At 60.3% G+C, this 16,267-nt stretch carries 17 protein-coding genes; 8 read left to right on the top strand and 9 right to left on the bottom strand.

Annotated features, from left to right (window positions below; genetic code table 11):
* Positions 1 to 216: 216 nt before the first annotated feature.
* On the bottom strand, positions 217 to 1,164 hold the full coding sequence (locus tag GSQ93_RS37530) for a TauD/TfdA family dioxygenase (RefSeq protein ID WP_158941271.1): 948 nt from the start codon (positions 1,162 to 1,164) through the stop codon (positions 217 to 219).
* Between the two features lie 279 nt (positions 1,165 to 1,443).
* Here GSQ93_RS37530 and GSQ93_RS37525 point away from each other — a divergent pair, with 279 nt between their 5' ends.
* From GSQ93_RS37525 to GSQ93_RS37495, 7 genes are all read left to right on the top strand, one after another.
* On the top strand, positions 1,444 to 2,235 hold the full coding sequence (locus GSQ93_RS37525; RefSeq protein ID WP_158941270.1) for an SDR family NAD(P)-dependent oxidoreductase: 792 nt from the start codon (positions 1,444 to 1,446) through the stop codon (positions 2,233 to 2,235).
* A gap of 105 nt (positions 2,236 to 2,340) precedes the next feature.
* The gene (locus GSQ93_RS37520) at positions 2,341 to 3,156 is read left to right on the top strand and encodes a MetQ/NlpA family ABC transporter substrate-binding protein (protein WP_158941269.1); all 816 of its coding nucleotides are present in this window, start codon (positions 2,341 to 2,343) and stop codon (positions 3,154 to 3,156) included.
* A 105-nt stretch (positions 3,157 to 3,261) separates the two neighbouring features.
* Positions 3,262 to 4,116: a CmcJ/NvfI family oxidoreductase gene (locus tag GSQ93_RS37515; RefSeq protein WP_158941268.1), complete on the top strand. Its 855-nt coding sequence runs from the start codon at positions 3,262 to 3,264 to the stop codon at positions 4,114 to 4,116.
* 153 nt (positions 4,117 to 4,269) lie between these two features.
* Positions 4,270 to 5,073, top strand: a complete 804-nt coding sequence (locus tag GSQ93_RS37510; protein WP_158941267.1) for a MetQ/NlpA family ABC transporter substrate-binding protein — start codon at positions 4,270 to 4,272, stop codon at positions 5,071 to 5,073.
* A gap of 195 nt (positions 5,074 to 5,268) precedes the next feature.
* Complete coding sequence (locus tag GSQ93_RS37505) at positions 5,269 to 6,219, top strand: aliphatic sulfonate ABC transporter substrate-binding protein (protein ID WP_254074267.1); 951 nt, start codon at positions 5,269 to 5,271, stop codon at positions 6,217 to 6,219.
* A 26-nt stretch (positions 6,220 to 6,245) separates the two neighbouring features.
* On the top strand, positions 6,246 to 7,079 hold the full coding sequence (locus tag GSQ93_RS37500) for an ABC transporter permease (RefSeq protein ID WP_158941277.1): 834 nt from the start codon (positions 6,246 to 6,248) through the stop codon (positions 7,077 to 7,079).
* Positions 7,076 to 7,822, top strand: coding sequence for an ABC transporter ATP-binding protein (locus tag GSQ93_RS37495; RefSeq protein WP_158941265.1), 747 nt, complete (start codon positions 7,076 to 7,078; stop codon positions 7,820 to 7,822). Before GSQ93_RS37500 ends, GSQ93_RS37495 begins: the two co-directional genes overlap by 4 nt.
* Positions 7,823 to 7,848: 26 nt before the next feature.
* Here GSQ93_RS37495 and GSQ93_RS37490 read toward each other — a convergent pair whose 3' ends face one another.
* The 8 genes from GSQ93_RS37490 to GSQ93_RS37455 all read right to left on the bottom strand — a co-directional run bounded on the left by GSQ93_RS37490 (position 7,849) and on the right by GSQ93_RS37455 (position 14,945).
* On the bottom strand, positions 7,849 to 8,064 hold the full coding sequence (locus GSQ93_RS37490; RefSeq protein ID WP_031357267.1) for a molybdopterin-binding protein: 216 nt from the start codon (positions 8,062 to 8,064) through the stop codon (positions 7,849 to 7,851).
* Positions 8,065 to 8,134: 70 nt separating this feature from the next.
* Entirely contained in the window at positions 8,135 to 8,911 is a 777-nt protein-coding gene (locus GSQ93_RS37485) for an ATP-binding cassette domain-containing protein (protein WP_254074266.1), read from the bottom strand.
* 59 nt (positions 8,912 to 8,970) lie between these two features.
* Positions 8,971 to 9,765 (bottom strand): aliphatic sulfonate ABC transporter permease SsuC, encoded by a 795-nt coding sequence (ssuC, locus tag GSQ93_RS37480; protein WP_158941264.1) that lies wholly within the window; start codon positions 9,763 to 9,765, stop codon positions 8,971 to 8,973.
* Positions 9,766 to 9,803: 38 nt separating this feature from the next.
* Positions 9,804 to 10,952 (bottom strand): FMNH2-dependent alkanesulfonate monooxygenase, encoded by a 1,149-nt coding sequence (gene ssuD / locus GSQ93_RS37475; RefSeq protein WP_158941263.1) that lies wholly within the window; start codon positions 10,950 to 10,952, stop codon positions 9,804 to 9,806.
* Positions 10,953 to 11,176: 224 nt separating this feature from the next.
* Positions 11,177 to 12,205 (bottom strand): sulfonate ABC transporter substrate-binding protein, encoded by a 1,029-nt coding sequence (locus GSQ93_RS37470; RefSeq protein ID WP_158941262.1) that lies wholly within the window; start codon positions 12,203 to 12,205, stop codon positions 11,177 to 11,179.
* Between the two features lie 17 nt (positions 12,206 to 12,222).
* Complete coding sequence (locus tag GSQ93_RS37465; protein WP_158941261.1) at positions 12,223 to 12,738, bottom strand: c-type cytochrome; 516 nt, start codon at positions 12,736 to 12,738, stop codon at positions 12,223 to 12,225.
* Entirely contained in the window at positions 12,731 to 13,978 is a 1,248-nt protein-coding gene (gene soxC, locus GSQ93_RS37460) for a sulfite dehydrogenase (RefSeq protein WP_158941260.1), read from the bottom strand. Before soxC ends, GSQ93_RS37465 begins: the two co-directional genes overlap by 8 nt.
* A 13-nt stretch (positions 13,979 to 13,991) precedes the next feature.
* Positions 13,992 to 14,945, bottom strand: coding sequence for an aliphatic sulfonate ABC transporter substrate-binding protein (locus GSQ93_RS37455; protein WP_254074265.1), 954 nt, complete (start codon positions 14,943 to 14,945; stop codon positions 13,992 to 13,994).
* Positions 14,946 to 15,202: 257 nt separating this feature from the next.
* Between GSQ93_RS37455 and GSQ93_RS37450 the strand changes: the two genes are divergently transcribed.
* Positions 15,203 to 16,240 carry a S1C family serine protease gene (locus GSQ93_RS37450; RefSeq protein WP_158941258.1) on the top strand — a complete coding sequence of 346 codons (1,038 nt, stop codon included), beginning with the start codon at positions 15,203 to 15,205 and terminating at the stop codon, positions 16,238 to 16,240.
* The last annotated feature ends 27 nt before the right edge of the window (positions 16,241 to 16,267 follow it).

Below are 16,267 nucleotides of genomic sequence, written 5' to 3'. Positions count from 1 at the left end.
TTCGTTTCTTTGTCGCTTTGGACAAAGAAATGACGGGCCGCCACGCACAGTGGCTAACAGTGATAAAGAGAAAATCCGACGTACGCAGACCACTAACACTGAAAGCACCACCCCGGCATAAACCCCGACCACCCTCACCGGCAAACCCAAATCCAAATCCAAACCCACATCCAAACCCAAATCCAAACCCGAGTGCGAACGAAAACCAACGGCCTCTTAGTTCAACGCCACCGCTGCTGCAGCATTAACCGGCGACCCTTCCACCGCGACCGACGCGCGTCCGTCCGGCCCCACTGGCACATCGCCCACCAGCGTTGTCCGATACAACTGGCGATCGAACTCCAGGTCGAAGATATCCGATGGCGCAAGGTGTGCAGTCGACCGGTTGTCCCAAAACGCGATGCTGCCCGGTTCCCATTTGAACCGCACCGAGAACTCCGGACGCGTCACGTGTTCCCACAGCAGCTCAAGGATCGCCTGACTCTCACGCGGTGACACGCCAACAATATGCTTCAGGAAACTCGGGCTGACATACAGCGCACGCTCGCCGGTTTCAGGGTGCACACGCACCAGCGGATGTTCAGTGACCAGCGCGCGTTGCTGCACGGCTTGCTGAAACGCAGTGGTGCCGCTGGCCCCTGCAGGCGGTGTGAATCGATGCACCCCGCGCAAACCATCGACAAAATCCCGCAGCGGCGCCGACAGTTTTTCATACGCGGCGACAAGGCTAGTCCATTGCGTGTCGCCACCATAAGGCGGGATCGTGACACCACGCAGGATTGATGCGAACGGCGGATTAACCGCCGCGGTCACATCGGTATGCCAACCGGTCCATGGACGTAACAACGCCTGTCCTTCGAAGCGCGTTGCCTTGCGATACTTGGAAATGGAATAAATCTCAGGATGCCCTTCTACATGCCCGAACACGGGATGCCCCAGCGTGAGTTCGCCGAACTGCGCGGAAAACGCCACGTGCTGCGCATGCGTGAGGAATTGCTCGCGAAAGAAGATCACGCGCCACTTCAACAACGCCGCGCGAATCTGCGCGACCTGATGAGCGTCGAGTGGCTGCGATAGATCGACGCCACTGATTTGCGCGCCGATAAACGCCGACAGCGGCGTGACCTGGACCGACTCGGTAGTGCTTGCGACAGCTGCGTTCATTGCGTGTCTCCTGAAAGGCGGATCGCCAGCTTGAGGTTGGAACATTCGGGTCTTTTTCGATTGAAGATCGGACATGCACCGCGGCTTGAAAAAAAGACCCCGACGTTTCGATATGCACATTACGACCACCTCGCAGCGGCCTCAACCAATCGATCCACATATACAAACCACGCCGAACGCAAAAGATGACCCAGGACTAGAATCAATCTCGCAGCGTCGAATAACGTTATCGCGTTTTCTTCCTTCCCAATCACCACGAGCCGGTCTAACGTCATCGCCATGAACTCAACCATCCAGTCATCTTCCAGTCTCCCGCATGAACAATCGCCCGTCGCATGGATCGCCGGCGTCGGCGCCAGTGCAGGACTCGGCGCAGCAGTCGCCCGGCGCTTCTCGGAGGGCGGCTTCACGGTCGCTCTCACCGGACGCACGGCCGAACGTGTGGAAAGCATCGCTGCGGAGATTCGCGCCGCAGGCGGCGTGGCTCACGCATTGCCCGGCGATATCTCGAACGAAGCAACGGTCGCCGAGCTTGCCGACCGCGTGCGTGAACTCGGCCCCTTAACGGCGGCCATATTCAACGCAGGTGGCGCGAGCCGTGCGCCCACGCTTGAACTGAGCGCAGCGGACTTCGAGCAGGCGTGGCGCACCAGCGTGCTCGGCGGCTTCCTGTTTGCTCAGGCAGCACTGCGCCGAATCCTGAACAACGGGCTGAACACGACCAGCTCAACGGGGCGCGGCACGCTGCTATTCACGGGCGCTACGGCTGCATTACGCGGCAAACCGCCCTTCGCCGCTTTTGCTGCATCGAAGGCGGCGCTGCGTTCATTGAGCCAGACCCTCGCGCGTGAGTTCGGAGCCGAGGGCGTGCATGTGGCGCATATCGTGATTGATGGCGGCATCGACGGTGAGCGTCTACGGCAATCCGCACCGCAGCGAGTGCAGCAGGCTGGTGACGATGGCTTGCTGCACGCAAGCGCCATCGCGGAAAGCTACTGGCAACTGCACCATCAACATAGAAGCGCATGGACGCAGGAACTTGATCTGCGTCCGTTCAAGGAAACTTTCTGAACCACGAAGCGCGCGTTGAAACGTAGCGCGCGCTTCGCTTTGATTTCGCTGTCATGCGTACCTTTTCGGCGCGCCTGCAGTCATTGACTTTTTCCATTGATCCCCATGTCGAAACGCCCCTTCCTCCTTGCGTTGGCGCTGTGCGCCGCGCTCGCTCCGTTCAGCGCCCGTGCAGCCAGTGCAAACGAACTGCGCATTGGCTTCGTGCCCGGACCTTACGCCGATGAATTCAAGGCCGGCGTCGAACCGCAATTACGCCAGAAGGGTTACACGATCAAGTACGTGGAATTCAGCACGGGGCTGGAAGCGAATCAGGCGGTTCATCGTGGAGAGATCACGGCAGACGTCATGCAGCACGAGGTCTATCTGAAGTCATATAACGATCGCAACGGAACGGATCTGATTGCCGTCGTGCAAGTACCCACGCCGCCAATGGGCCTTTATTCGAAGAAGCATCACGCCTTGACTGACGTTAAGGCCGGCGCGACAGTGGCCGTGCCCAACGATCCGGTCAACCTGGAGCGCGCGCTCAAGATCCTGCAGCGGATCGGCTGGATCAAGCTTCGCCCGAACAGCAATCCGGTGGATGTGACCGAGCGTGACGTGATCGCGAATCCGGCCGGCATCAAGATCGTTCCGCTTGAAAATGCGCAGGCGCCGCGCGCACTGGATGACGTCGATTTCGCCGCCATTCAGGGCAATTTCGCGATCTTCAGCGGCTACAAACTGACCGACGCGCTGGCCCTCGAGCAGATGACACCACCGTACATTAACCAGGTAGTGGTCAGGGCCGCGAACAAGACATCGCGCAGTACGCGGGACATTGTCGATGCCTATCAATCGCCCGCTTTTCAGCAAGCTATCCGAACCAATCACTTCTACGATGGCTTCCGCCTTCCGGAATACTTCGCCAGCAAGTAGGGTTATCGCAATGCCGAGCGCATAACCTTATGGATTTTTATTCGTTCAGCTTCGGGTCTTGCGGGTATAGCTTTGAAGTCTTGATCAAGAGGCCGAGGAACGACCATGAGCACCGTATTCGAAGAACGTCCGCGTGCAGAGACGTTGCAGGCGGTAGAGGCTGAACTCAATTATCTGCGAGCTGGCGAAGGCCGGCCGGTGAGCTATACGTTCGAGCCGCCGCCCGGTGTTGCCTGGACGTCAGGCGCACTCGAACCGCGGCGCGTGACCATCCGCGACGCGCGTCCACTCGCGGCAGCGGGAGAGCTATCGCTGGATAAAAGCGGCTTCGAACGCATCGCGCACGCGAGCGCTTTGACCGACTTCAGCGACGACGCCGCCATCCGCTCGATCTACTACCGCGAATCCGAACAGGTCCTGCTAAAGGCGACGGGCGCGGAGAAGGTTGTGGTCTTCGATCACACCCTGCGCGACAGCTTGAGCGGCTCGCGCGCCACCGCGTCCTTGCGCGAACCCGTGAGGCGCGTGCACAACGACCAGACGTTCGTCTCCGGGCCGCGTCGCGTGCGAGACCATCTACCTGCCGATGAAGCCGCGCAACGCCTCATGCACCGCTTTGCAATCATCAACCTGTGGCGTCCGCTCGACGTCGTGGAGCAGCTACCCCTTGCACTTTGCGACGCACGCTCGATTGCAGCGAGCGATCTGGTGCCAAGCGACCTCGTGTACAAGGACAAAGTCGGTGAGACTTTTTCCTTCACGCATAACCCCGCGCATCGCTGGTATTACTTCCCGAAGCTACGGCCCGACGAGCCGCTGCTGCTCAAGATCTATGACTCTCGTGACGATGGCACGGCCCGTCTGACCGCACACACAGCGTTTGAAGATCCGACTACGCCGGAAGGTGCCGCACCACGCAGAAGCATCGAATTGCGGGCGCTGGTTTTCTGGAAGGAATGAAGCAAGTCGTGCGACTACTGACCGGTGCATCCCTCGTATGCATCGGGTCTTAGCTAAGCTTTCAAATTGGCATAAACACATGAAAACAGAATGGTTAGGCTAGCGCGCAAGTCATGAGACGATTCGCGCCTGCCAACCAGAAAGAGTTTCAACATGCATCGTAGAACTGTACTTGCAAGTCTCGCCTTCGCCGCACTCGGCGCTGTCTTCGGCGTCGCCCATGCGGAAGACGCGCCGCTGAAAATCGGCACCATGAGCGGCCCCGACTCGCAGATCTGGACCGAAGTGTCCAAAGTTGCAGCGCGTGAAGGCCTCAAGATCAAGGTGATCGAATTCAACGATTACATCCAGCCCAATGCCGCACTCGATGCAGGCGACCTCGACGCAAACGGCTTCCAGCATCAGCCCTTCCTCGACAGCCAGATCAAGCAGCGCGACTACAAGATCGTCAACGTCGGCCTGACCTACGTGGCGCCAATGGGCTTCTACTCGAAGAAGTTCAAGTCGTTGAAAGACCTGCCGCAAGGGGCGAAAGTCGGTATCCAGAACGACCCGTCGAACGGCAATCGCGCGCTGTTGCTGCTGCAGAAAAACGGCATCATCAAGTTGAAGGCCAGTGTGGGTAAAGATGGCGTGAACGCAACGCCGCTCGACATAGTCGAGAACCCCAAGGGCATCAAGCTGATCGAACTCGACTCGGCACAGTTGCCGCGCTCGCTGGACGACCTCGCGGCGGCATCGATCAATACGGACTACGCCGTGAAAGCGGGCCTGTCGCCTACGAAAGACGCCATTGCCATTGAAGACCTGAAGGGCCCTTACGCCAACCTGATCGCCGTTCGCACTCAGGATCGCAACGCACCCTGGGTCAAGAAACTGGTCGCCGCGTATGAGTCGCCGGACGTGAAGAATTTCATCGATACCCAGTTCAAGGGCTCAATCATTCCGGCGTTCTAAGCGGGACGTCCACGCCGTGAGGCGAACCTGCATAGCTTCCGACGTGCTTAAGTTCTGAGCTTTTATTGGTTCGCCCCGGCAGCGGCTTTCATTACATTGACCGGTCACTAAAAAAATTGTTCGAAAGACCAACAGGACCGATCGATGAAATTTGCCCGGGGCACGCTACTCTCTCGCTTCATCACCTTGCTCGCCATGATGGCGGCAGCATGGGTGCCGGCCGTCACGCACGCCGCACCACCCGCCGAAGTAAAGCTCGACTACGCGTATTACTCGCCCGAAAGCCTGGTCATCAAACGCCAGGGCTGGCTGGAAAAAGAACTTGCGCCTGATCACACGCAGGTCAAGTGGGTGTTAAGCCTCGGCAGCAACCGCGCGCTTGAATACCTGAACAGCGGTGCGATCGATATTGGCTCCACAGCGGGCCTGGCCGCCCTGCTCGGGCGTGCCAACGGCAATCCCATCCGGGCAGTCTATATTTACTCGCGGGCCGAATGGACCGCGCTGGTCGTCGCCAAGGATTCGCCGCTCAAGACCTTGGCGGATCTGAAGGGCAAGAAAATTGCCGCGACCAAAGGCACGGACCCCTACCTCTTTACGTTGCGTGCACTGCATACGGTCGGTCTGACACGCGACGATGTGGAGCTGGTCAATCTGCAACATCCCGATGGGCGCACCGCGCTCGCTAACGGGCAAGTCGACGCATGGGCCGGACTCGATCCGCACATGGCCGCAGCGCAAATTGATGACGGCGCACGGCTCCTTTATCGTAACGTTGCGTTCAACACCTACGGATTCCTGAATGCGCGTGAAGACTTCATCAAGGAGCATCCTGAGACCCTTGCACATGTGCTGAAAGTGTACGAACAGGCACGCGTGTGGATCGCTGCGCATCCGGACGAAACCGCGAAGATCATTTCCGAGGAGTCGAAGTTGTCGTTGCCGGTGGCAAAGCTGCAACTGAGCCGCAATGACTTCAGCCATCCACAACCTGGCGCCGAGCAGATCGATGCGTTGAAGGCCGCCGCGCCGATTCTCACGCAGGAACAGCTCGTTAAACCGGGCACCGATCTGAATCAGGTGATCGACGCGCTGATCGACGTCAAGTTCGCGCAGCCTGTCATCGCATCGGCTAGCAGCAAATGAACCGGCCCGCGCTAAGGGCGAACGTGATGGCCTCCGATGAATCACTCGCGTTGCCTGGACGATTATCGTCCGGGAAGAAAACGGCGCGGTCCCCGCTGCAATCATGGCGCATCGCCGGGCTCCTTCTGCCCTTTGCGTTTCTCGGTCTCATCGAAGCGCTGGTGAGAACCCATGTAGTGCCCGAGCATCTGGTTCCGGCGCCAAGCACCATAGTAGAAACGCTCTGGCAACTCGGCGGCGACCGTCTGGCGCGACATATCGGCGCCAGTAGCCTGCGCGTGTTTGCAGGCTTTGCTATTGGCGCGGTCGTGGCAATTTTTTTCGGTGCGGCGATGGGCCTGAGCCGAAGACTCGACGCGCTGCTCGATCCCAGTTTCCAGGCGCTAAGGGCCATTCCATCGCTGGCATGGGTTCCTGTGCTCCTGCTATGGATGGGTATCGACGAAGCGCCCAAGATCACGCTGATCGCGATCGGCGCGTTCTTTCCCGTGCACTTGAGCGTGGTCGCCGGCATTCGCGGCGTGGACCGCAAGCTGATCGAACTCGGCGAGGTAAATCGCCTGAGTCAGCGGGCGCTCTTCACGCGTATTCTACTTCCAGCGTCGCTGCCGCATATCTTCACCGGGCTGCGAACCGGTCTCAGCCTTGCATGGATGTTCATGGTCGCCGCAGAGCTGATCGCGGCCACGCGTGGTCTGGGTTATCTGCTGAGCGATGGACGCGAAACCGGACGTCCAGACCTTGTGTTCGGGGCAATCCTGTTACTCGCGTTACTCGGAAAACTAAGCGATAGCGTGCTGAAGGCGATCGAAACCCGCGTGCTTTCATGGCGCGACACCAGTAACGGAAACCGCCTATGAGCGCCCCTCTTCTCGACCTGCGCGTCTCTGACAAACACTACGACACGCGCACCATACTCGAACGTCTGACGCTCTCGATCCGGCGCGGCGAAATAGTAAGTCTTGTCGGTCCGAGTGGTTGCGGTAAGAGCACGTTGTTGCGGATTCTTTCGGGCCTGGACCGGGACTTCAATGGCGAGATCCTAATCGATGGAAAACCACAACAAGGTCCATCAAGCAGGATCGGCGTGATCTTTCAGGAACCGCGTTTATTGCCCTGGCTGAGCGTGGCGGACAACGTCGCGTTTCCAGCAGGCCCGCGTCGTGGACGTGACCCGCGTGTGGGTGAATTGCTAGCTGAAGTGGGTCTTGCCGAGGCGCGCACTTATCTTCCCAAGCAGTTGTCCGGTGGCATGGCGCAGCGGGTAGCAATCGCAAGAGGGCTATTTTCCGAGCCGGATTTGCTGCTGCTTGACGAGCCCTTCAGCGCGGTCGATGCAATGACCCGGATGCGATTACAGGATCTGTTGTTGTCGCTCGTGCGCTCGCATGGGACGGCGGCGCTCCTAGTCACGCACGATTTGGACGAAGCGCTTTATCTTTCGGACCGCGTGCTGCTGATGACGCCGTCGGGTAAAACCGGAGCGGGACGGATCGTGCGTGAGATCGAGGTCAGTGTCGAGCGGCCGCGCGATCGTCGGGACGTTTTGCTTGCGAGCCTGCGCGGCGAATTGATGGAAGGTCTTGGGGCAGTCGCGGCCTGAGTACGCCCTGCCCCTTCACTGCGCGTTCAAAGCCTCGCGATGGAAACTTCCGTCGACTTTACGAACGCGATCACTTCGCTCCCTACCTTCAGTTCCAGCTCATCGATCGAACGCGTGGTGATCACCGACGTAACAATGCCATAAGGCGTCTCCACATCGACTTCCGAGACCACCGAACCACGGATAATCTCTTTGATATGCCCTTTGAACTGGTTGCGTACATTGATTGCCGTGATGCCCATGATGATGCTCCGTATTGATTGAATAGTGCCGGGGCCGGTAGACAGCGGCAATGAGTGAATCGATAACCCGCTAGCCCGTGTGCGCGCCGTTCTTAAGAACACGCGACAACACTTGTTCTTCCAGTTCAGCGAAACCTTCCGCCGTGCGCGAGCGCGGCCGTTGCAGGGCGATGGCGGCATCGAAGGAAATTTTCCCCGCTTCGATCAACACGATCCGCTCGCCCAGCGCCACCGCTTCCTGCACATCGTGCGTGACAAGCAGTGCAGTGAAACGATGCTCGCGCCACAGACGTTCGATCAGTGCGTGCATTTCAATGCGCGTCAATGCATCGAGCGCGCCCAGCGGTTCATCCAGTAACAGCAGGTCCGGCCGGTGCACCAGCGCGCGTGCAAGCGCTACCCGTTGCCGCTGACCACCTGACAGTTGCGCGGGCCAGTCTCCTTCCCGCGCACTCAAGCCCACTTCAGCCAGCGTCGCGCGCGCGTCTTCACGTGACGAACGCGGCAAACCGAGCATGACGTTTTGCAGCACGCTTTTCCAAGGCAGCAGGCGCGCATCCTGGAACATGATGCGGGTCTCCAGAACGCTCGCTCCCGCCGCCGCATTGCGTTGCACGACACCACCCGTCGCTTTTTCAAGGCCGGCAATCAGCCGCAACAACGTGGACTTGCCGCAGCCGCTGCGTCCGACTATCGACACAAAACTGCCGCGCTCGATGGCGAAATCAAAGTTCGACAACACCTCGCGCTCGCCGAAATGTTTGTCGACGCCTTGCAGCGAGACGGCCATGTCAGCGTTAGGCGTACGGGGTGCGGTTACTGCGGGCGCGCGTTCACGTGTGGCAATTTCCGGTCCGTTGCCTTCCAGCACGGCGTTGCCCGATGCATACGATGCGTAGCTTGATGTCACGGTTTTGCTCCCTTCTGATACGCAGGATGCCAGCGCAGTGTTGCCCGCTCGATCGACTTCGCGAGCATGTCGGCGAGCTTTCCGAGCAGCGCATAAAGCAGGATGCCGACCACCACTACATCGGTCTGCAGGAACTCGCGCGCGTTCATCGTCATGTAGCCGATCCCCGATTGCGCCGAGATGGTCTCAGCCACGATCAGCATCACCCACATCAACCCGAATGCGAACCGTACGCCCACCAGAATAGAAGGCAATGCCCCCGGCAAAATCACGTCGCGATACAGCGCAAAGCCCGAGAGTCCGTAGCTGCGTGCCATCTCGATCAGGTCTGCATCAACGGAACGAATGCCGTGATACGTGTTCGTATATACGGGGAAAAATACGCCCAAGGCGACCAGGAAAAGCTTCGCTTCCTCGCCGATGCCGAACCACAAAATCACCAGCGGGATCATCGCGAGCGCGGGGATATTGCGGATCATCTGCACGGTCGAGTCGAGAGCGATCTCAGCCGGCTTGAAGAGTCCGGTTCCCAGCCCAAGCACAAAGCCGATACCACCGCCGATCGCAAAGCCCGTCAGCGCACGCCATGCACTGACCTTCACGTTCGCCCACATGTCGCCCGACTGGATCAGCTCCCACGCGGCCTTGACCACAGCCAGGGGTTCGGGCAATACCCGTGACGACAAACCGCCCGTGCGCGCGGCCAGTTCCCATGCGATCAGGATCAGGATGGGCACAAGCCAAGGCGCGGCTTGTACGCCCGCGCGACGAAAAAACGGACCCACGTTCATCGGACCTCCGGGTTCAACTTTGCGAATCAACTTGCCAATCAACTTTGAGAAGCGCGCGGCAGATACGACGTGCCGACGATTTCACCGAATGGCCCCGACAACGGACCCGACGTGCGCTCTTTCTGTTCACGCGGCAGCAGCGGGAAGACGAGTTCGGCAAACCGGTACGACTCTTCAAGATGCGGATAGCCTGACAGGATGAAGGTGTCGATACCGAGCGCCGCGTACTCCTTCATCAAGCCCGCGACCTGCTCCGGATTGCCTACCAGCGCCGTGCCCGCACCGCCGCGCACAAGGCCTACACCGGCCCACAAATGCGGATAGACCTCAAGCTTGTCACGCTGACCGCCGTGCAACGCCGCCATGCGCCGCTGGCCTTCCGAATCCATCTTTGCAAACGATGCCTGGGCGCGCGTGATGGTTTCATCGTCGAGCTTGCTGATGAGCCTGTCCGCGTCGGCCCACGCCTCCTGTTCCGTCTCGCGCACGATCACGTGCAGGCGAATGCCGAACTTGATCTTGCGGCCTTTATCGGCTGCGCGGCGACGGATATCGGCGAGCTTCTTTTCAACTTCAGCGGGCGGTTCGCCCCAGGTCAGATAGGTATCAATGTGATCGGCTGCAATCTCGTGCGCCGCCGGCGACGAGCCGCCGAACCACAGCGGCGGATGCGCCTTTTGCACGGGCGGATAGAGCACCTTGCCGCCTTTAGAACTCAAGTGCTTGCCCTCAAAATCGATCGAGCCGCCTTCATGCGACGACTCAAGCAGACCGCGCCAGATTTGCAGGAATTCGTCCGTGACTTCATAGCGGGTATTGTGGTCATTGAACACACCGTCGCCGGCCAGTTCGATCGGGTCGCCGCCCGTCACCACGTTGATCAACAAACGGCCGCCGGAGAGGCGGTCGAAGGTCGACGCCATGCGTGCGGACAATGCCGGTGACGTGAGGCCCGGGCGAATTGCGACGAGGAACTTGAGGCGCTTGGTTGCGGGAATCAGGCTGGAGGCAACCACCCACGCGTCTTCGCATGAGCGACCCGTTGGCAGTAGTACGCCCTCATAGCCAAGCGTGTCGGCCGCGACTGCGATCTGGCGGAAGTAGTCGTAATCCGCGGCGCGCGCGCCTTGCGTCGTGCCGAGATAACGGCTGTCGCCGTGGGTCGGAATGAACCAGAAAACATTCATCGAGGGCTCCTGCCTTGCGGTGTAAGTTCGAGTGTCGAACAGGAAGCGAGCGCAGACGCGACGAACAAAAATACCGCCCATGTTCATGCGAAACGAGTCGCCCGTCCCCGTTCAGTTGATTCATCTTAGCGATGCCCACTTTAGGCATGAACGATTTATTTAAGCTAAGGTTCTCGCCAATTCTGCTTACGCGTCTCTAGCGACGCAGGAGCGCAATATTCAAGCTAAGCGACGTTCCAGCGTGCATTGGCGACCGACAGCTTTTTCGGAATCAGCTTGAGGTCGGTGAAGGTATCGGCAATCTGCTGCTGGTAGGCAAGGGTCTCCGGCGTGATCGGCTGAACGCCGTATCCGGTCCGTTTCAACGCGCGTTCAAGCGTTGGCTGGTCCAGTCCAACTAGCGGCGACAAAAGCTTGGCGGCATCCGGCACGTTGTCGCGTCCCCATTGATCGACGTGATCGAGCTCCTCCAGCAGCGCATGCACAAGCTGCGGCTGGGCAGTCGCGAACTTACGTGTTGCAAGGTAGTACTGCGTGTTGCGCACCAGCCCGGTGCCGTCCGCAATCACGCGTGCATTCGCCTGACGTTCGACGGCCGCGAGATACGGGTCCCAGATGACCCATGCGTCAACGCTGCCCTGCACGAAGGCCGCGCGCGCGTCGGCGGGAGCCAGGTAGACCGGGTGAATGTCGGTGTACGAAAGCCCGGCTTTCTTCAAGGCTTCGACTAACAAGTAATGCACATTCGAGCCCTTGTTCAACGCCACTTTCTTGCCGCGCAGGTCTTCTACTTTACGGATAGCCGAATCGTGCGGCACGACAATCGCTTCGCCTTGCGGTGCAGGAGGTTCGTTGCCGACATAGACAAAGTCCACGCCCGCGGCCTGCGCAAAGATGGGTGGCGTTTCACCTACCGTACCGGCATCGACTGCACCTGCGTTGAGGCCTTCCAGAAGTTGCGGTCCAGCGGGGAATTCGAGCCATTGCACGGTGACGCCTTGCGCTGCAAGCCGTTTGTCGAGCGTACCGCGCGCCTTCAGAACGACGAAGTTGCCGTACTTCTGATAACCGATGCGGAACGTTTTGCCCGACTCCTCGGCGCGTGCCGTCCGGCTCGTCAGTAGTGCGCCGGCGCCGGTCAGAATGCTGGTGGCACCTGCGCCTAGCGCGGCTATCTTAAGCAGGGTACGACGGCGGGATGGAACGGCCAAGTGCGGTAATGTTTCGTCTTTCGTTCGGTAATGGTCAGACATGCTTTGCTCCTTAATAGTCAGAGTCGGCCAGGACGCGGATCGGGTACGAAACCATCACGATTCGGCATCCTTATCTTTGGTAGTGACTGCGCATCAAGCCGTGTATTGGGCGGTACGATGGCGTTCTGATTCAACAGAAAAGCACTAAGCGCATAAACCTCGTCAGCCGACAGGGACTGCGGTGCGTTGTAGGGCATCGCGCGGCGAATGTAGTCGAACAACGTGGTGGCATAGGGCCAATAGCTACCAACGGTGCGCTTGGGCTTGGCGCTCGTCAGCGTGCCCCTTCCGCCCACCAGCGCATCGCCGATCAAACCCTGCCCTAATGCGCCGTGACAGGCTGCACATTTCTCGGCGAATATATGCGCGCCCGTCGTCACGTCCCCGCTGCCCGCAGGAAGACCACGCCCATCCGGGGCAACATCGATATTCCATGCAGCAATCTCGTCCGCCGTAAGCGGCGTGCCAATGTCGTGCGCTGCGAAGCACGCGGGCGCCACGGCAATCAGCGCGAGCAATAGCGCTCTACGCATTGCGCACCTCGCCTGCTGCGTCAATACGCCATTGCTGGATCCCGTTGTAGTGGTACTGCGAGTTGAGACCGCGCGCGGCGACCAGCGCTTCGCGTGTGGGTTGGACGTAGCCGGTTGAATCGGTGGCGCGCGACAGTATGCTTGCCGGCTCGCCGGTCCAGTTCCAGTCAGCCTCAAAACGCGTGAGCGCGCGGTCACGCACGGGCGTTTCAAGCCGCGCCGATCGCCAGCTTGCGCCACCGTCCGTTGAGACTTCCACCTGGCGGATCGTCCCGCGTCCCGACCATGCCAATCCGGAGATCGGATAAAACCCGTGCGTGGTCAGCCGATGTCCCGGCGACGGCCGCGTAATCACCGACTTCGCGTCCATCTCGAACACGAACTGGCGCGCGGTGCCATCGGCGAGAAGATTCGTGTACTTCGACGTTTCCTCGCGCGTCTGCAAAGGAGCATCGACCACCTTCAGGCGGCGCAGCCACTTCACGTGCGTATTGCCCTCGAAGCCGGGCACGATCAGCCGCAACGGATAGCCATTCTCGGGACGCAAGCGCTCACCGTTTTGCGCGTAAGCCACAAGCGCCCGATCCGCAATGCGCTGCAACGGCAGGCTGCGAGTCATCGCGGCGGCATCGGCGCCTTCGGCCAGCACCCAACCTGATCCACCAGTAGTGTCGCCGACCTCTTCCAGCAACGTGGACAAACGCACCCCCGTCCATTCGCAACACGACAACAGACCGTGCGTGAGTTGCACCGGCATGCCGCTCGGACCGTTCCATTCGTTACCAGTATTCCCCGAACATTCGATGAAATGAATCCGCGACTCCGACGGTAGTCGCAGGATATCGTCCATCGTGAAAAGATTTGGATTCCGTACTAGTCCGTGAATGGCGAGCCGATGCAGCGCAGGATCGATATCCGGAACGCCCGCGTGATGACGCTCGTAGACAAGACCGTTCGGTGTGATCGAACCATGCAGATCGGCGAGCGGCGTCATGGAGGACGCCGCGCCGGGCAATGGCCACGCCTTGGCCGCGCGGCGCACCACCTCTGCTTCGTATCGCGACGGCAGGCCGTAAGGATGTTCGAGGATCGGTGTGCCGGGCGACTTCGACCATGACGCGATCTCAAGCGGCTTGAGCAATTCGGCAGCGCCTGCTTGTGAGGCGGCGAAGCCGCCGGCAGCGAGACTGCCGAGCAAACGCCGGCGACCCGGTGAAGGTGAGGACTTACGGGAGGTCATCGATTAACCACCGCTACGGCTGCGTTGCGGTCAGCGATGCCGTAGCTGAATTCGCTGCCACAGCCTTGCGCCCGGCGAAGTCCCAGACAAGCGCGCTGGCGGTATCGACGGGCTTGGGCAGCAGCTTCGCCTGATAGAAAGTGTCGGCAATGGCTTGCTGCTCGCCGAAGTTCTTCCCTACAACCGTACGCACGGCATACGTGCGCCGCGTATTGGCGCGCTCGACTGTTGCCTGATCGAGACCCCACACCGGGGCCAGAATCTTGGCCGCTTCTTGCGGGTGCGCCTTGGTCCAGACACCCGCCTCAACGAGTTGCTTGAAGACGATATCGATGATCTGCGGGTGCGCTCGTGCAAAGGGCGTGGACGCAAGGTAATACCGCTGATACGAGGCAAGGCCGTCCCCACGGATAAGGATGCGTGCGCCCGGATCTTGTTCGACGGAAGCCACATACGGGTCCCATGCGAACCAGGCGTCCACGTCGTTGCGCTCGAACGCTGCACGCGCGTCGGCGGGTGCGAGGTAGCTGATCTTGACATCGGCTGGCGAAAGTTTGGCGCGGGCCAGCGCGGCGAGCAGCAGATAGTGACTACCGGCCGCCTTCGTCACCGCAATGCGCTTGCCCTTCAAGTCCGCGAGCGTGTGGATAGGTGCGTCGCGATGCACGATCACCGCTTGCGCCGAAGGCGACGGCGATTCCTGCGCGACGTAGACGAAGTTGGCGTTAGCGGCTTGCGCGAAGACCGGGACGGTATCCGCTACATCCGCGCTAAAGTCCACTGCGCCCGCGTTCAATGCTTCGGTGAGCGGCAGGCCGCTTGCGAATTCACCCCATTCAATGCGTACATTAAGCGGTGCCACGGCGCGTTCCAACGTGCCGCGCGCCTTCAGGATCGCGATCAGCGTGGAGGATTTTTGAAAGCCGATGCGCAGCTTCACGGGGTCGCCCGAAGGCGTTTGCGCCATGGCGCTCACCGCGCTTAAGGCAGTCAAGGTCAGCACGAGGCACGCGGCCAGACGGGTGAATATTTTCATGGAGACATCGCAGGAATATTAGGCAGCCGATCATGCTAACAACGCGCGCGTCCAGTACTAAACGATCAATTGTGATATCGATCGCAGTGGAAATGCTGAGACGGCCGCCCGTCGCGGGGAGCGCAGCGCGGGCTTGAAATACCGCCAAGAATCCCGCATCTCATGATCCATTTATCCGGAGCATGATCATGGGAAGCCGTCCCCAATTCATCGATGATTTATCGCGCGGCCTCACCGGCCCCGCGCTCGCCAGCCCGCTCGGCGACGAGGCCCTGCTGGACGCTTACTCTCAGACCGTGATCAGCGCGCTCGACCGCGTGCAACAGGCGGTGGCCTTTATTTCAGTCGAACGACGATTGCCCGGCGACCAAAGTGGCCGAAGCGGCCGCGGTGCGCAGGGAGGCTCAGGCTCGGGGTTCATCTTCACGCCCGACGGTTATCTGCTGACGAATAGCCACGTCGTGCACGGCGCCACGCACATCCGCGTGACGCTCGCGGACGGCGCGAAATTTGACGCGGATCTCGTCGGCGACGATCCTGACAGCGACCTCGCGGTGCTGCGCATTGGCTCCGCCGACGTATTGCCTCATGTCGAACTGGGTGAATCCGGCAAGTTGCGCGTCGGGCAGATTGCGATTGCCGTGGGGAATCCTCTCGGCCTCGCGCAGACGGTCACGACCGGGGTGGTCTCGGCGCTCGGACGATCCCTGCGATCGAACTCCGGACGCATGATCTACGACGTGATCCAGACCGACGCCGCGCTCAATCCCGGCAACTCGGGCGGCCCGTTGATCAACTCGGCGGGTCAGGTGATTGGTGTGAATACAGCGATCATTGCTGGCGCCCAGGCAATCTCGTTCGCGACAGCCATCGATACCGCCAAGTGGGTCATCATGCAGCTCTTCGCGCACGGGCGCGTGCGGCGGGCGTACATTGGCGTGGCCGGCACAACGACGCCCATCTCGCGCCGGGTGCAGCGTTATTTCGAGCTGCCGGCGGCAAGCGGCGTGCATGTGATGGAGGTCGTGAAAGCGAGTCCGGCGGCGCTCGGTGGATTGCGTACGGACGACCGGATCGTCGCCATGGACACGCTAGCCGTTGATAGCGTGGATAGCTTGCAGCGCTCGCTGGATGCATCGCGTATCGATCGGGCGGTGAAAGTGACCGTGTTGCGCGGCACGCAAAAGCTGGAGCTGGACGTGACGCCGGTCGAGCAGGCTGGCTGAAACGACCAGCGTGGCGTGAAAGGCCGC

Source organism: Burkholderia sp. S171, from assembly GCF_009766085.1.
In the GTDB taxonomy this organism is placed as follows: Bacteria; Pseudomonadota; Gammaproteobacteria; order Burkholderiales; family Burkholderiaceae; genus Caballeronia.
Note: the sequence above shows the minus strand (reverse complement) of the source record. Positions and strands in the feature narration are given on the sequence as shown.

Excerpts from the sequence above, each read along its gene's own strand:
- GSQ93_RS37520 (WP_158941269.1), top strand. The coding sequence starts at position 2,341 with ATGTCGAAACGCCCCTTCCTCCTTGCGTTGGCGCTGTGCGCCGCGCTC.
- GSQ93_RS37515 (WP_158941268.1), top strand. The coding sequence starts at position 3,262 with ATGAGCACCGTATTCGAAGAACGTCCGCGTGCAGAGACGTTGCAGGCG.
- GSQ93_RS37505 (WP_254074267.1), top strand. The coding sequence starts at position 5,269 with ATGATGGCGGCAGCATGGGTGCCGGCCGTCACGCACGCCGCACCACCC.
- soxC (WP_158941260.1), bottom strand. The coding sequence starts at position 13,978 with ATGACCTCCCGTAAGTCCTCACCTTCACCGGGTCGCCGGCGTTTGCTC.
- GSQ93_RS37450 (WP_158941258.1), top strand. The coding sequence starts at position 15,203 with ATGGGAAGCCGTCCCCAATTCATCGATGATTTATCGCGCGGCCTCACC.
- GSQ93_RS37500 (WP_158941277.1), top strand. The coding sequence starts at position 6,246 with ATGGCCTCCGATGAATCACTCGCGTTGCCTGGACGATTATCGTCCGGG.
- ssuD (WP_158941263.1), bottom strand. The coding sequence starts at position 10,952 with ATGAATGTTTTCTGGTTCATTCCGACCCACGGCGACAGCCGTTATCTC.
- GSQ93_RS37455 (WP_254074265.1), bottom strand. The coding sequence starts at position 14,945 with ATGGCGCAAACGCCTTCGGGCGACCCCGTGAAGCTGCGCATCGGCTTT.
- GSQ93_RS37465 (WP_158941261.1), bottom strand. The coding sequence starts at position 12,738 with ATGCGTAGAGCGCTATTGCTCGCGCTGATTGCCGTGGCGCCCGCGTGC.
- GSQ93_RS37470 (WP_158941262.1), bottom strand. The coding sequence starts at position 12,205 with ATGTCTGACCATTACCGAACGAAAGACGAAACATTACCGCACTTGGCC.
- GSQ93_RS37530 (WP_158941271.1), bottom strand. The coding sequence starts at position 1,164 with ATGAACGCAGCTGTCGCAAGCACTACCGAGTCGGTCCAGGTCACGCCG.
- GSQ93_RS37490 (WP_031357267.1), bottom strand. The coding sequence starts at position 8,064 with ATGGGCATCACGGCAATCAATGTACGCAACCAGTTCAAAGGGCATATC.
- GSQ93_RS37525 (WP_158941270.1), top strand. The coding sequence starts at position 1,444 with ATGAACTCAACCATCCAGTCATCTTCCAGTCTCCCGCATGAACAATCG.
- GSQ93_RS37495 (WP_158941265.1), top strand. The coding sequence starts at position 7,076 with ATGAGCGCCCCTCTTCTCGACCTGCGCGTCTCTGACAAACACTACGAC.
- GSQ93_RS37510 (WP_158941267.1), top strand. The coding sequence starts at position 4,270 with ATGCATCGTAGAACTGTACTTGCAAGTCTCGCCTTCGCCGCACTCGGC.
- ssuC (WP_158941264.1), bottom strand. The coding sequence starts at position 9,765 with ATGAACGTGGGTCCGTTTTTTCGTCGCGCGGGCGTACAAGCCGCGCCT.